The organism is Halanaerobium saccharolyticum, assembly GCF_004362045.1.
Classification (GTDB): domain Bacteria; phylum Bacillota; class Halanaerobiia; order Halanaerobiales; family Halanaerobiaceae; genus Halanaerobium; species Halanaerobium saccharolyticum_C.
The window spans coordinates 1-13,185 of record NZ_SNWX01000002.1; the positions used below are offsets into that span (position 1 = coordinate 1).

11 protein-coding genes and 1 tRNA gene are annotated in these 13,185 nt (G+C 34.5%); 11 read left to right on the plus strand and 1 reads right to left on the minus strand.

What is annotated here, in order from left to right:
• Positions 1–118 precede the first annotated feature (118 nt).
• The 11 genes from trxB to DFR79_RS01490 all read left to right on the plus strand — a co-directional run bounded on the left by trxB (position 119) and on the right by DFR79_RS01490 (position 12,674).
• The gene (gene trxB / locus DFR79_RS01440; protein WP_133513728.1) at positions 119–1,324 is read left to right on the plus strand and encodes a thioredoxin-disulfide reductase; all 1,206 of its coding nucleotides are present in this window, start codon (positions 119–121) and stop codon (positions 1,322–1,324) included.
• 23 nt (positions 1,325–1,347) lie between these two features.
• The gene (gene trxA / locus DFR79_RS01445) at positions 1,348–1,665 is read left to right on the plus strand and encodes a thioredoxin TrxA (RefSeq protein ID WP_133513729.1); all 318 of its coding nucleotides are present in this window, start codon (positions 1,348–1,350) and stop codon (positions 1,663–1,665) included.
• Between the two features lie 83 nt (positions 1,666–1,748).
• Entirely contained in the window at positions 1,749–3,290 is a 1,542-nt protein-coding gene (gene grdC / locus DFR79_RS01450) for a glycine/sarcosine/betaine reductase complex component C subunit beta (RefSeq protein ID WP_133513730.1), read from the plus strand.
• A 10-nt stretch (positions 3,291–3,300) separates the two neighbouring features.
• Positions 3,301–4,440, plus strand: a complete 1,140-nt coding sequence (gene grdD, locus DFR79_RS01455; RefSeq protein WP_133513731.1) for a glycine/sarcosine/betaine reductase complex component C subunit alpha — start codon at positions 3,301–3,303, stop codon at positions 4,438–4,440.
• 189 nt (positions 4,441–4,629) lie between these two features.
• On the plus strand, positions 4,630–6,663 hold the full coding sequence (locus tag DFR79_RS01460; RefSeq protein ID WP_133513732.1) for a methyl-accepting chemotaxis protein: 2,034 nt from the start codon (positions 4,630–4,632) through the stop codon (positions 6,661–6,663).
• A 66-nt stretch (positions 6,664–6,729) separates the two neighbouring features.
• Positions 6,730–6,828, plus strand: a tRNA-Sec gene (locus DFR79_RS01465).
• A 101-nt stretch (positions 6,829–6,929) separates the two neighbouring features.
• Positions 6,930–8,345: an L-seryl-tRNA(Sec) selenium transferase gene (selA, locus tag DFR79_RS01470; RefSeq protein ID WP_133513733.1), complete on the plus strand. Its 1,416-nt coding sequence runs from the start codon at positions 6,930–6,932 to the stop codon at positions 8,343–8,345.
• A complete protein-coding gene (gene selB, locus DFR79_RS01475) occupies positions 8,345–10,267 on the plus strand; it encodes a selenocysteine-specific translation elongation factor (protein ID WP_133513734.1) in 1,923 nt (640 codons plus the stop codon). Before selA ends, selB begins: the two co-directional genes overlap by 1 nt.
• Before the next feature lie 33 nt (positions 10,268–10,300).
• Positions 10,301–10,891 (plus strand): DUF3841 domain-containing protein, encoded by a 591-nt coding sequence (locus DFR79_RS01480; protein ID WP_133513735.1) that lies wholly within the window; start codon positions 10,301–10,303, stop codon positions 10,889–10,891.
• On the plus strand, positions 10,875–11,444 hold the full coding sequence (locus DFR79_RS01485; protein ID WP_133513736.1) for a DUF3841 domain-containing protein: 570 nt from the start codon (positions 10,875–10,877) through the stop codon (positions 11,442–11,444). The genes DFR79_RS01480 and DFR79_RS01485 overlap by 17 nt, the downstream gene beginning before the upstream one ends.
• A 36-nt stretch (positions 11,445–11,480) precedes the next feature.
• On the plus strand, positions 11,481–12,674 hold the full coding sequence (locus tag DFR79_RS01490) for an acetate/propionate family kinase (RefSeq protein WP_133513737.1): 1,194 nt from the start codon (positions 11,481–11,483) through the stop codon (positions 12,672–12,674).
• Between the two features lie 81 nt (positions 12,675–12,755).
• Here DFR79_RS01490 and DFR79_RS01495 read toward each other — a convergent pair whose 3' ends face one another.
• Positions 12,756–13,088, minus strand: coding sequence for a P-II family nitrogen regulator (locus DFR79_RS01495; RefSeq protein ID WP_133513738.1), 333 nt, complete (start codon positions 13,086–13,088; stop codon positions 12,756–12,758).
• Between the last annotated feature and the right edge of the window lie 97 nt (positions 13,089–13,185).

The window sequence follows — 13,185 nt, forward strand, 5'->3', positions numbered from 1 at the left end:
AGGGGGAGGGATTCCTGCATTTAATGCAGATTTCTAACCTGACAACCATGATAACTATTAATATTTTTAAAAAAACTATTAGATTTGACGTAACGAAATTTACTTTAGGAGGAAAAATATGAGCGCAAATTATGATTTAATTGTTCTGGGTGGAGGACCTGCTGGTATGGCTTCTGCCATCTATAGTTCAAGGTCAAGACTTAATACTTTAGTTTTGGAAACAAAAAGAAAAACTGGTGGTCAGCCCGGCACCTATCACGATATGGAAAACTACCCGGGTGTGCCTGAGACTACAGCTTCTGAGTTAATGGAAAATTTTCGCACTCATGCAGAAAAGTTTGGTACGGAATTTGAAAGAGGAGAAGTTAAGTCGCTTGAGGTTAATGGTTTTGAAAAAGTTATTACCACTAAAAAGGGTGAAGAGTATAGGGCTAAAAGTGTTGTCATTGCAACAGGAGCTGAACCCAGAAAATTGGGAATTAAAGGTGAAGAAGAATTTAAAGGTAAGGGTGTTTCTTACTGTGCAACCTGTGATGCAGATCTATTTACAGATTTAGATATTGTTGTAGTTGGTAATGGAAACTCTGCTGTTGAAGAATCAATTTATTTGAGCAAATTTGTCAATAAAATTACAATGATAGTAATCCATGATGAAGGGGTAATGGATGCTGAAAAGATTCTTCAGGAAAAAGCAATGGAAAATGATAAAATTGAATTTGTCTGGAATTCAGTTTTAGAAGAAATTAAAGGTGAAGGCCTGGTTGAAAAAGCTGTAGTTAAAAACATCAAAAATGGTGAAAAAACTGAACTTGACTGTAATGGTGTTTTCTTTTTTGTCGGTAGGGTACCCAGTACTGACTTTTTAGAAGGTGTTGTTGATTTAACAGAGCATGGTTATGTTAAATCAACAAAGCAGATGGAAACAAATCAACCTGGAGTTTATGCAGTTGGAGATGTAAGAGATAAGGTTGTGCGTCAGGTAATTACAGCTGCCGGTGATGGCGCAACTGCTGCTGTAATGGCTCAGGGCTATATTGAAGAAGAAGAGTACTGGCATAATCATGTTGTTAATTCTGATAAGCCGGCTCTGGTAGCTTTCTGGAGTGTTACTGATCAGGAGAGCATGGATCTAATCAGTCAGCTCGAAGGTATGGAGCTTGAAGATAAAGGTTATAAATTCATCAAGATTGATACCTATAAAAATAGACTTATTTCTGACAGATATGATGTAGAAGAAATCCCAACTCTACTAAAAATTGAGTCCGGTGAGGTAGCTTCTAAGCTTGTTAAACCAGAAAAAGAAAAGATTGTAGAATTAATTTAAAAAAATTTAAGGAGGAATATAAAATGATTGAACTTAACAAAGATAATTTTGAGGAAGAAGTACTTAACAGTAAGGGTAAGGTTGTAGTTGATTTCTGGAGTGAAAGTTGTGATGTCTGCATGGAAATTATGCCTGACGTAAAGGAACTGGCCGAAGAATTTGCTGATGATTTTAAATTTGCAAAGCTGGACATTAAAGGAAACAGAAGACTTGCTATTGGTCAGAAAGTTTTAGGTCTGCCTTCAATTGTTTTCTACGAAGACGGAGAAAAAGTAGAGCATTTAAGCGGTGAAGATCTGGAAGTAGAAGATATTAGAAAAGAATTAGAAGCAAGAGCATAGTTAAATAGTTAAGCTGATAATAATTTCTCTGCCCAATTTAATTTGGGTGGAGAAATTATTCAAAAAATTTGGAGGTGAGCTTATTGGATTTTCCAGTAATTAAAGCTTCAGGATATATTCTGGTACATACTCCCAATATCTTAAAAGAGGGTGGTTCTACTCAAACGACAACCAGAGCCAAGAATCCTGATGATGAATATTTAAAAAAATTAGATGATTATTTAAGATCTTTTGAAGAAGTTGTTTCGTATGCTCCCAATCAGGCATATATAGGAAATATTTTACCTGATGAATTAAAGAATATCAAACAACCCTGGTATGAAGAGCAAAACTTTGTTGAGGGTAATAGATATGGCGACTCTGGAGAAATAATGCCGGAAGATGAGTTTTATGCTTTAATTAAACATGTTGATGTTTTTGATTTAGTAAAGTTAAGCAGTGATTTTATTGCAGAAGTAGAGTCAAAAGTTGCAGAACATCCGATCTTAAAGGAAATGGAAATTGAGCTAGGAGAAGGTGAAAAAAAATCTGAACTAGAAGCTCTATTAGATAATCAGGCAGAGCCGCTTTATTTAAATGAAGAATTAGTTGGCTGTGTTAAGAAAGCTCATGAGAGTGATGTGAATCTTAATGCACATACTATTTTAGAAAATTTAGTTGCTAAAGCTTCTGCTGTGCTATCTCTAAAAAATATGGCTGTTAAAAATGATATTGATCTAACAGAAATTGATTATGTTTTAGAGTGTTCTGAAGAAGCCTGTGGTGATATTAATCAGCGTGGTGGAGGCAACTTTGCTAAAGCTATCGCAGAAATGGCAGGTTGTGTTAATGCAAATGGTTCAGATGTTCGAAGCTTCTGTGCAGCTCCTTCTCATGCTGTTGTCAATGCTGCTGCCTTAGTTAAGGCTGGTATTTATGATAATGTGGTAGTTGTTGCAGGGGGATCTGTTGCAAAACTTGGAATGAATGGTAAAGATCATATTAAAAAAGAAATGCCTGTTTTAGAGGATACACTGGGTGGATTTGCAGTTTTAATCTCTAATAATGATGGAGCCAGTCCGGTTATTAGAACTGATATTATTGGCCGTCATAAGGTAGGTACAGGATCTTCTCCTCAGGCTGTAATTAGCTCTCTGGTAACTGATCCTCTAGATGAAAATAATTTAGGCATCAAAGATATTGACAAGTATTCTGTTGAAATGCAGAATCCTGAAGTTACTAAACCTGCAGGTGCAGGCGATGTACCAGAATCAAACTACAAAATGATTGCTGCTTTAGGTGTTAAGCGCGGAGATTTAGAGAGAAAAGAATTAATGGACTTTGTTAAAGAACATGGAATGCCCGGATTTGCTCCAACACAGGGACATATTCCTTCGGGAGTGCCATTTATTGGTCCAGCAGCAAAAATGATGAGAGAAGGCCAGATTGAAAAGGCAATGATTATTGGTAAGGGAAGTCTTTTCCTTGGCAGAATGACTAATCTTTTTGATGGAGTTTCTTTTGTAATCGAAAAAAACTCTGGAGTTAAAAAGCAGGAAAACAGTGTAAGTGATAAAGAAATCAAAAATATGATCGCCGGTGCTATGCGTCAGATGGCAGATAATCTTCTCGGCGAAACCGAGTGAGGTGGATAAAATGACAGAGAGTGTTAAAGAAAGAGTTGCCGGAGTGTTTAATGAAGTTGCAGCGGCTATTGAGTCCGGTCAGTTTGGTGATAAAAAGAAAATTGGCTTAACTTTACTGGACAGTGAACACGGAATAGATGAATTAAAAAAAGCCGCAGAGATTGCCCATAACAAATATAATGATCTTGAAGTAGAATTGATCGGTTGTGAAGGCGATAAATGCGACTGTCTGGCAGATGCACATTCAATTATGGATCAGAAGCTTGAAAAAAATGAAATTGATGCAGCAGTAACTCTTCATTATAATTTTCCTTTAGGTGTTTCTACAGTTGGTAGAGTAGTTACTCCTGGTAAGGGAAAAGAGATGCTGATAGCTACAACGACAGGTACAACTGATACAGATCGGGTCCCCTCAATGCTCAAAAATACTATCTATGGAATTGCGGTTGCTAAATCTTTAGGGATTGAAAAGCCGACTGTAGGTATTTTAAATCTTGAAGGAGCAAGGCTGGTAGAGAAGAATCTGCAGAAGTTAAAGAAAAGTGGTTATGACTTTGAATTTGCAACCTCTGTGAGGGCTGATGGGGGTTCTGTAATGAGGGGGAATGACCTTCTTTTAGGAACTCCAGATGTGATGGTGACAGATACACTGACTGGAAATATGTTAATGAAAGTATTTTCTGCCTTTAATACAGGTGGCCAGTATGAAGCTGTTGGTTACGGTTATGGTCCTGGAGTTGGAGAAAATTATGATAAGCTGATTGGAATAATCTCCCGTGCCTCTGGAGCACCAGTAATTGCCAATGCTCTTAAATTTATGGCAGAAGCCAGTAAAGGTGATTTATTAGAAATTACCAGAGCCGAGATGAAAGCTGCTAATAATGCTGGTTTAAAAGAGATAATAGACGAATTAAAAAACAGTAGTTCAGCCGCAGAAGTTGAAGCAGCTAAAGAACCTGCCAAAAAAGTTACAGGAGAAGAAATAGCAGGTATTGATATTCTAGAAATTGAAGCAGCAAAAGAAAGTCTCTGGAAAAAAGATATCTATGCAGAAACAGGTATGGGTTGTACAGGTCCTGTAATTTTGATTGCTGAAGAGGACGAAGAAGCAGCAAAAAAAGAATTGAAAAAAGCAGGTTTTATTGAGTAACTGATTACTGAAATTAAATTTTAGTAATTTGTTTTAATATGTAATTTTTAGGTATAAGAAAAGAGTCTGTTTCAAATTAAAATTTGAAATGGGCTCTTTATATCCATTCTTTATCAGCTTAATTTATATAATTATCTGGAGCTTTATAAAATTTTAGTATAAAAAGTATACGAACTGGAGAGCATAATAATGAAAATACTTAATGATTTATCTTTTAAAATCAAGTTTCTTATAATCCCAATTATTTTAATTTTAATTGGAGTCAGTGGAATTGGCTTTCTGGCAACAAGTCTTTTACAAGAAAATTTATTTGAAGAACAGTATAATAACAGTCTAAACCTGGCTGAACAAGTAGAAATGCAGGTTGCTGATAACAGTAATTCACTTAAAACAATTGATAGAATGCTGGAAGAGAAAATAGAAGCTGCAGCAAATGTGGTAACTTTAAATAAAGATAATCTCAGTAACGAGCAGCTAAGAGAAATTATGGAGCAGACAATGGTCCAGGAGATTTCCTGGTATAATTCAGAAGGTGAAATAATTTATTCGACTGTAGATGATTATATAGGTTGGACTGCAGAAAGTGGACATCCTGTTAATGATTTTATGATTTCAGATAAAGAAATTTTAATGGAAGATATTCGCAAAGACACTGAATCTGATAATTATAATAAATATGGTTATTTAAGAAATGATGATGGTACTTTTCTCCAGGTAGGAATAAGAGCTAATAATGTAAGGGAATTAACTGATAGTTTTAGCTATCAGACTTTAGTAGAAAAGCTAGAAGAAAATGACCAGATAATATACGCTGCGTTTATTAATAATGACCTGGAAAATGAAGCAGACAGTAGACAAGATAAAATTGGTGTTCTTAGAGATTCGGAGTTAATTAAAACGGCTATAAAAACAGGAGAAAATTATTTTGAGGAAAGAAGTTATAATTACAATAATCAACAGCTCAAAATAAATGAGGTATTTGTACCTGTTGAAATCGGGGGAGAACAGATTGGAGTTTTGAATCTGGCCTTTTCGATGGAAGATATTTATTCAACAGTAGATCAAGCAAGAAATGATATAATATATATTTCTGCAGCTCTCTTTATTTTAATTAGTCTGATTCTATTTTTAAGCTCAAATAATGTTATAAAAGCTTTAGACAGGATAGTTGAACAAAGTGGTGAGATTTCTAAGGGCAACTTAAGTCAAAAGATACCGGAAGCTCTTTTAAAAAGAAAAGATGAACTTGGAAAACTTACAAAAAGTTTTTCCGTTATGCAGAGCCATTTAAAAGAAATTATAGGCAGTGCAGCAGATATATCAGGTGAATTATCAGCTGCCAGTGAAGAACTATCAGCTTCAAGTCAAGAAGTTTCGGCTTCAGCAGATGAAGTAAGTAGGTCAATTCATAATGTTGCATCTGGTGCAGAAAAACAGACTGCTGTAATTCAGGATAGTAAAGATAATATCAATAATCTTGGCCAAAGAATTAATAAAGTGAATCAAATTTCTGGTCAAATGCAGAATAATGCTTTTGAGGTAGCAAATAATATTAAAGTAGGTCGGACGAAGCTTAATCAAACAGTAAATGATATTGAAAGTGTAAAAGATAATTCTGATCAGGCTGCAGCTAAAATAAACAAATTGGGAGAGCTTTCTGGGGAAATTGAAGAAATAATTAACCTGATTAATGATATTGCTTCTCAGACGAATCTCTTAGCTTTAAATGCTGCAATTGAAGCAGCAAGAGCTGGAGAAGCCGGAAGAGGATTCAGTGTAGTAGCAGATGAAATCAGGAATTTAGCTGAAGAATCGGAAAATGCTACTGAAAATATCTCAGTTTTAATTAAAGATATCCAATTTGCTGTTAAAGATGCTAATAACAAAATGAATAATACTGAAAAAGTGGTAGAGCATAGTATTGATTCTATTCAGGAGACAGGAGATTCATTTAATAAAATTGATAAGGCAGTAGAGAGTTTGAATTCTTTAATTGAAAAAGTAGATCATAATCTTGAAGAAATTAAAGTAGAAAGTCAGGAAGTAAATGATTATATGGAGGATATTTCTCGAGTGAGTAATGAAACTGCAGCAAATTCAGAAGAGGTTTCAGCCAGTAGTGAGGAACAAAGTAGAGTAACTGAAGAAATTGTAAAATCAGCAGAAAACCTGACAGTTATGGCCCAAAATTTATCAGCTATTGTAGAACAATTTAAACTATAGTATACAAAAAGAAATCTTGTAAATTAAATAACAAAATGATACAATTATATTAATCATAATAAACAGGGGAGTGTTTATGTTCAAGGTGAACATCCTGGACTTCAAATCCAGTGGCAGGCAGGTAGACCTGTCTGTGGTGGGTTCGATTCCCATACATTCCCGCCATATAAATATTACTAACTTTTAGGCATCTATTTAGATTATATAATCTTTGTAGGTGCATTTTTTTTTAGAAAAATAAAAGCCATTAATTTAGGGAGGTAATTATGGGTAAAGAAGAGCTTTTAAAGTTAATACCTGCTGTAAATGACATATTATCCGAAAATAAATCAGAAAAAATTAAAAATGATTATTCCAGGACAGATTTATTAGAAGGGATAAGATATGTAACTGATAATTTAAGAACTAAGATTTTAGCAGATGATTTTTCAGAGACTAATTTTGATCAAGAATCATTAAAAGCAGAAAAAATTTTAGATTCAGTAAAAATTTACTTAAAAAATATTTATCGACCAGAAATGTCTCCTGCCATAAATGCCACAGGTGTTGTTATACATACCAATCTTGGCCGTTCTCTGCTTGCAGATAGTGCTGCAGAAGCTGTCAATAATGTGGCTCTTCACTATTCAACTTTAGAAATTAATAGAGATACTGGAGAAAGAGGAGATCGCTATTCTTCAGTCCAGGATATTATTAAGAAATTAACAGGAGCTGAGGCTTCTCTGGTAGTTAATAATAATGCAGCAGCGGTAACTCTGGTATTAGCTGTTATAGCAGAAGATAAAGAAGTGGTAATTTCTCGAGGGGAACTTGTAGAAATAGGTGGCTCTTTTAGAGTTCCAGAAGTTATGGAGCAGAGTGGAGCTAAATTAGTCGAAGTTGGTTCAACCAATAAAGTTTACTTAAAAGACTATTTGAATGCAGTTACAGAAGAAACTGGTGCCTTTTTAAAAGTTCATACCAGCAATTATAGAATACAGGGTTTTACAGCTACTGTGGAGGCAGAAGATCTGGTTAATGACGCCCACCAGAGAGACATTCCGGTGATAGAAGATTTGGGCAGTGGTATTATTTTTGATTTGCAGTCTTATGGATTGCCATATGAACCTACAGTTAAAGAAAGTATAGATGCAGGTATCGACCTGGTCACATTCAGTGGAGATAAACTACTTGGTGGTCCTCAGGCCGGGATAATTGTTGGTAAAAAGAAATATATTAAAAAACTGGAACATCACCCTTTGTTGAGGGCTTTGAGAGTTGATAAATTTACACTGGCAGCTCTGGAGGCTACACTCAAATTATATCGTAATTTTGATGATGCTGTAGATAAAATTCCAACTCTAAAAATGCTTACAGAATCAGCTGAAAAAGTTATGCAGCGGGCTGAAAAATTATTCAGTTATTTAGATGAATATGATAATTTTACTTTAAAAATTGAAAAAGATACAGCTCGAATTGGTGGAGGTAGTTATCCTTTGACAGAAATAAAAACATCTGTTCTGACAATTGATTCTGAGCTGATTTCTTCAGAAGAGCTGGCTTATAAATTGCGTCAGACGGAGATGCCAATTTTTAGTAGAATTAAAAATCAGAAGTTAATAATTGATCTTAAAACTGTTCAGATAAGTGAAATTGAACTGCTGGCAAAAGAGATCAATCAGGTTCTGAGGGAGGAAGTCTGATGAATGATAAAAATATTATTATTGGTACAGCCGGCCATATTGATCACGGAAAAACTACTTTGATCAAGGCTCTTACCGGTGCCGATACAGATAGATTGCAGCAGGAAAAAGAACGCGGAATCTCAATCGAGCTTGGCTTTACCTCATTTGAACTTTCTAATCAGCATCAGGTAGGGATTATTGATGTACCCGGACACGAAAAATTTATAAAAAACATGCTGGCCGGAGCCGCTGGAGTTGATCTTGCTATTTTAGTAGTTGCTGCAGATGAAGGGATGATGCCCCAGTCAAAAGAACATCTGGCAATTCTTGATCTGCTTGGGGTAAAACACGGAGTTGTTGCTTTATCTAAAAGTGACAAAGTAGATGAAGAATGGCAGGAGTTGGTGATAGAAGATACCCGGGAAAAACTGAAGGGTTCTTTTTTAGAAAATGCAGAGATTATTCCTATTTCTGCTGTAGAAAAAGAGGGGATAGATTCTTTAAAATTAGAACTAAATAAAATTATTGAAAAAATTAGTACTAAAGAAACTGAAAACAATACTTATTTCCCAATTGATAGAGTCTTTACGCTTAAAGGGTTTGGAACAATAGTAACTGGAACTCTTTTTAGAGGAGTTATTGAGGTAGAAGATGAGCTTGAACTTTACCCTCAGTCAAAAAAAATTAGAGTCAGGAGTCTGCAGGTTCACAATGATCAGGTTCAAAAAGTATATCCCGGTCAGAGAGTAGGGATTAATATTTCAGGTATTGATAAAGATGAGCTGCAGCGGGGAGATGTGCTGGCAAAAATCAATTCACTTTTTAAGACAAAATATTTTGAGGCAAAAATGAAAATGCTGAAAGACTTAAATTTTGTACTTAAAAATGGCGATCAGATAAGATTTCATATTGGATCCAAAGAAATCATTGGTAGAGTCTATATTTATGATAAAAGAGAATTGTTTCCTGGAGAAGAAGCTTATGTTCAGTTTACTCTGGAAGGGGAGATTGCCGCCTATTTGGGAGAAAAATTTGTAATCAGAAGACATTCACCAATGGATTTAATTGGTGGTGGTCGGATAATAATTGTTGATCCACCTCCACGAAAAAGAAATGAACAACAGATAACTAGAATGCTTCAAAAAATCGAAGCAGGAGACTGGGAAGAAAAAATAGAAATCTTTATTAATTCTAAAAAGCATGAATCAGCTTCTATGGAGTATTTATTAAAAAAATCATCACTTAAAGAAACTGAGCTTAAAAATATTCTTAAGCAATTAAAAACTGCCGAAAAAATAATCTGTCTAAAAGAAACTAAAAACAGCTTATGGATTCATATTGATACATTTACAGAAGTTGAAGCGCAGATACTTGATTTTGTTGCTTCCTATCATCAAAATAATCATCTGGAGCCTGGAATCAGTAAAGAAGAGCTGAGGTCAAAAATTAAATTTAATTTTGATAATCAGGAGTTTAATCAAATCATTAAGATTTTAGTTTCTAAAAATATAATCAAAGAAAAAGAAAATACTGTCGCGCTTTTTGATTTTGAGATCAATTTTACTGAAGCAGAAAAAGAACTAAAAAATAAAATTATTGAGAAGTTCAAAAATAATTTATATTCTCCGCCGAGTCCAGCAGAACTTAAAGAAGAACTGAATATTGATCAGCAAAAAGAAGAAAAATTTAATTCAATTATTAATTATTTGATTTTTAATGAGCATCTAATTAGATTAAATAATCAGATCTTAATTCACAGCCAGGCTGTAGATAGGTCAAGAAAACTCCTGCAGAATTATCTAAATGAAAATTCAGAAATAGAACTGGGTGAATTTAGAGATTTAATTGAGAGCAGCAGAAAATATGCTTTAGCACTGCTGGAGAAATTTGAGAATGATAGATTAATTAAAAAAATTGGAGATAAACGAGTGCTTTTCTAATTAAGCTTTTCAAAAACAAAGTCGGGTGATAGCATGCAAAAAATCAAAAATGAAAATGGAGATCCAGAGCTTAAAGTTTGGACCAGACAGCACAAAAATGTCCTTAAAATACTTAAAGAAAAAGGTCTTTATAAAGTAAAAGAGAGATATATAAGGAAAAAGCTTGATGATTGTGCTGATATTTATCTTGATGTTTATAAATGGCTGCGAAATCAGGCAGCTAAAAGGATGGAAATTAGAGAAGAATTAAGATATCCCATCTGGCTCAGCACAGAAGAAGAGCTTAAACTTCCAGCAGCGGAAGGAATGGTCTTTTTTGAGCTCGAAATTCCCAGAAATAAAATTATGGTTTTTGATATACTGAAGTGGGATTATATAGTTAATTATCTTTACCTTCCCAAAAATAAAGAAGATAGAAAAAGGTTTAAAGAAAAACTTAAAAAGTATAATATCAATGTTGAATCGGATATTTATCTGCAAAATTTTTACCCGAGGTTGAAACAGGAAATGACTTCAAGCTGGGAAAGACTTTTTGATTCAGATATCAAGCTTTCAGATAAAAAAGTTGCAATAAGCTGGGAGCTTAAAGAGGAATGGGTGGTTGATTATGAGTACAGAGATTGAAATCTGGACTCAGCAGAGCCAAAAGGTTAAAGAACTGTTACTTAAAAAGAAGAGACTGACGGTAAAGAAAAGATATATTAAACAGAAGTACGGTTCGGAAGCCAAAATATTTTTAAAAGCATATAATTTTTTTGTTAAAGAAGCTGAAAAAATAGTTGAAAAACCTGAAGCTGCTGAATATCCATTCTGGGCTGCAGCTGATCCTGAGACTGCCTTGAGTGGTGGCAGTGGTTTTTTAATTAAATTAAAAGTTCCTGAAGATAAAATAATATTTTTTGATAAAAAGAAATGGAATCAGATTTTAAAGCTCAGCTATCTTGCTGATAATCAAAAAGATGCAAATAAACACCAGGAGATCTTAAAAAAACGGGGAATAGCTGATGATTCAGAGGTTATGCTTTCTCCTCATTATCCAGTTTTGAAAAATAAGATAAAACAGAGCTGGCAGAAACTTTTTGAAGCAGAGACTGCCGAATTCAACTCTGAGATAAAGGGAGCAGCAGTCTGGGAGCTCCGTTATAGTTGGGTAGAAGAAATCATTGAAATGAAATAAAATGATAACGTCAAATAAAATTTATAGGAGGAAAAAATGAAAATACTTGTTATTAATAGTGGTAGTTCATCTTTAAAGTATCAGTTATTTAATATGGAAACAGAAAGTGTGCTGGCCAAAGGTTTGATTCAGCGAATCGGAATCGAAGATTCATTTTTAGAATATGAAAATGGAAGTGGAGAAGAAATTGTAATTGAAAAAGATATTCCTACCCATAAGCTGGGAATTGAATTATTATTAGAAACATTATTATCAGAAGATCACGGAGTTCTGGAAGATATAAATGAGATTGAAGCAGTTGGTCACCGGATTGTTCACGGTGGCGAAGAATTTGCAGAGTCTGCAGTTATTGATAATCAAACAATCAAAAAGCTGGAGGACGTTGCTGACTTAGCGCCATTACATAATCCGCCAAACATTATGGGTATTAAAGTCTGTCAGGAACTAATGCCAGACAAGCCGCAGGTTGGTGTCTTTGATACAGCCTTCCATCAATCTATGCCTGAAAAAGCATATATTTATGCCCTGCCATATGAATACTATAAAAAGCATGGTGTTAGAAGATATGGTTTCCACGGTACCTCCCACGGCTATGTTGCTCAAAGAGCATCTAAGATGCTGGACCAGCCTTTAGAGGAACTGAAAATAGTGACCTGCCATTTAGGTAATGGTGCCAGTGTGGCTGCAGTAAAAAATGGTAAATCAGTAGATACCAGTATGGGTCTGACCCCTTTAGAGGGATTAGTAATGGGAACCCGATGTGGAGATATTGACCCGGCAATTATTCCTTTTATTATGGAGAAGGAAAATATTTCTGCGGCTGAGATGGATAATATTTTGAACAAAGAGAGTGGACTTTTAGGTGTTTCTGGGATCAGCAGTGATTCGAGAGATGTTGGAAACGCAGCTGCTAAAGGTAATCATCAGGCGGAAACTGCACTTGATTTATTTAACTATAGAGTTAAAAAATATATTGGTGCCTATACAGCAGCAATGGGTGGAATAGATGCCATCGTCTTTACGGCCGGGATTGGCGAAAACTCAATTGAAACAAGAGAGAAAATCTTAGAAGGCTTAGAATATCTGGGTGTTAAAGTAGATGAAAATGCTAATAATTGCCGGGGTAAAGAAGTAATTATTTCTACTGATGATTCTAAAGTTAAAGCAATGATTATTCCAACAAATGAAGAATTAGTAATTGCCAGAGATACAATGGAATTAGTATCTTAAGCTAACATATACATATATAAATACCATTTATATAAAATAAGGACCCTGCTGTTTAAACAGCAGGGTTTTTAAATGCTAATTTTAAGCTATAGCTTTTAGTCCTTCTTCGCCGGTGCTTATTTTAACAGAGTTTTCTATATCACTGACATAAATCTTACCGTCACCACTATCACCTGTCTGGACCGTGTTTTTAATTGCTTCTACGTATTTATCAACTTCGGTATAATTAATAACGAATTCTATCTTTATTATTGGGGTGAATTCAATTTTTAGATCACTATCTGCTAACTCAATTAAATCTTTGTTAAAGTTTTTTGCTTCCAGAATATTTAATTCCTTTAGGCCCATAGAATTTAATTTTGAGACTAATTCATTTAGCTTATCAGATCGGATATAAGCTTCAATTTTTTTCATTTCAACCCCTCCTTAAATCAATATTCTGAATATTTCTATATCTTTATTATAGTCCAATAAGGAGTAAATGTGAATAGTTTTAAGGTTGATTATAATA